The following is a 2,077-nucleotide window of genomic DNA, read 5'->3' as shown; positions in this document are numbered from 1 at the left end:
GGGATCATTGACCCGCCCAGGCAAGAGGTAAAAAAAGCCGTTGACGATTGCCACCATGCAGGAATCCGCGTGATCATGGTTACGGGAGATCACCAGCGCACTGCAGCAGCTATTGCCGAAGAAGTAGGGATTATCAAAAGAGGTAATGGGGGAGGGGATTATCCTAAGGCTCTTACGGAAAACGAGCTGAAGGACCTCGACGAGGAGGAATTTGATGAGATGATAGAGCATGTTTCTGTATTTGCTAGGGTCAGCCCAGCCACCAAACTCAGGATCGCGGAACGCCTCCAGAAAAGGGGTGCCCTGATCGCCATGACTGGCGATGGCGTGAACGATGCCCCCGCCCTGAAAAAAGCCGATGTGGGTATTGCCATGGGCAAAAAGGGAACCGACGTGGCAAAGGATGCCGCACATATTGTGCTTTCCGATGATAACTTTGCCAGCATTGTCAATGCCATTCGGGAAGGACGCATTGTGTTCAAGAATGTCAAGTCGACCAGTTATTTTTTGCTGACGACCAACTTTGCCTCTACCTCCACCCTGATCTTTTCCCTCTTGCTTGGCATGCCCATACCCCTGACGGCTGCCCAGATCCTGTGGGTGAATATCGTCACAGACGGCATTATGGACGTGGCCAAATCCACCGAACCCGGCCACGGGGATATGATGAAAAGAAAACCCATCAAGAAAAATGAACGGATATTAACCTGGGACATTATGCCCTATCTCTTTATCATGGCTGCGGTGATGGTGACACTTGCCCTGCTGACGTTCAATCATTATTTACCCAAGGGCCTTGAAATGGCCCGCACCGGGGCTTTCCTGGTCATTGCCATGACCCAGGTGTTCAATGTGTTCAATATGAGGGATATCCGGAAATCGGTCTTTAAGATCGGGCTCTTCAGCAATAAATGGATCAACCTGGCTTTTGTTGCCTCCATTGTTTTGCAATTTGCAGTGGTTAAAATTCCCTTCCTGCAGTCTGCTTTTGGATTCCAGGCAATCAATATTCTTGATTTCCTTATTATTACAGGGATCTCCACCCTGGTGCTCTGGATTGGAGAATTGTATAAGTTAGCCCGGAGAAAATTCTTTTCGAAGGGGGATGATGATTAAGTAGGCCGGTTTTGTTAGCCTGGAAAGACCATGATAGCCTCTTTCATCCATAATGTTTTTAAAAAAAAGGACTCTCCAATTAAAAAGAAAGCCGGAAAGCTCCATGGCGACCTGTGGAAAGAATTACCAAGGTGTTGAATTATTTCCCTCTTGAAAGCATGGGGGTCACAAAACCATCTAATGCATTTCCATAGGGCTATCCTGCTAAACATGCTTTCTGTAAGACATCTGGTAAAAAAGGGAATGTAAATGTGGGATTTGTTCTTTTCACTCTGGAAAACAAACATTCTGGCATGGCATTGGCGAATTATTTGGTAAACCAAAAACCATCCTGAAAATGAAATATACTTATAAACTGGAAGAACTGGATAATTCTAATGTAAAAGAAGTTGGAGGGAAAAATGCTTCCTTGGGCGAGATGTTCTCAAGTCTGGCATCGAAAGGGATCAGGGTTCCTGATGGTTTTGCCACTTCTGCGAAATGCTATTGGGAATATCTGGAAAAGAATGACCTGAAAGAAGATATTGAAGAACTTTTGTCAAATCTTGACTCCGATAATCTTGAGAACCTTGAAGATACAAGCGGCAAGATAAGGGAAAAGATCATGGAAGGCCAGATCCCTGAAGAAATAGAAAAGGAGATCAAAAAGGCTTACGAAGCCTTGAAGGAACGTGAAAAAAAACTGGGCAGTGTGGCCGTGCGAAGCAGTGCCACTGCCGAGGATTTGCCTGATGCAAGTTTTGCTGGTCAGCACGAGTCTTACATGAATATCAGGGGGATGGATCAACTGCTTAAGGCCTGGAAAAAGTGCGTGGCCTCCCTGTTTACCGACCGGGCCATAAAATACCGTTTGGAAAATGGCTTTGAGCACATGAAAGTTGCTCTTTCCGTGGGGGTTCAAAAAATGGTGCGTTCCGATAAAGCCAGTTCGGGGGTAATGTTTACCATCGATACCGAGACT

2 protein-coding genes are annotated in these 2,077 nt (G+C 46.0%); both read left to right on the top strand.

The window, feature by feature from the left end; genetic code table 11:
• Positions 1-1,116 (top strand): HAD-IC family P-type ATPase (locus V2I46_11135; GenBank protein ID MEE4178049.1); only part of this gene is annotated, 1,116 nt, incomplete at its 5' end.
• A gap of 337 nt (positions 1,117-1,453) precedes the next feature.
• Positions 1,454-2,077, top strand: a 624-nt coding sequence (locus V2I46_11130) for a PEP/pyruvate-binding domain-containing protein (GenBank protein MEE4178048.1), incomplete at its 3' end; no start/stop codon positions are given.

The sequence above is a fragment of the Bacteroides sp. genome (genome assembly GCA_036351255.1).
In the GTDB taxonomy this organism is placed as follows: domain Bacteria; phylum Bacteroidota; class Bacteroidia; order Bacteroidales; family UBA7960; genus UBA7960.
Note: the sequence above shows the minus strand (reverse complement) of the source record. Positions and strands in the feature narration are given on the sequence as shown.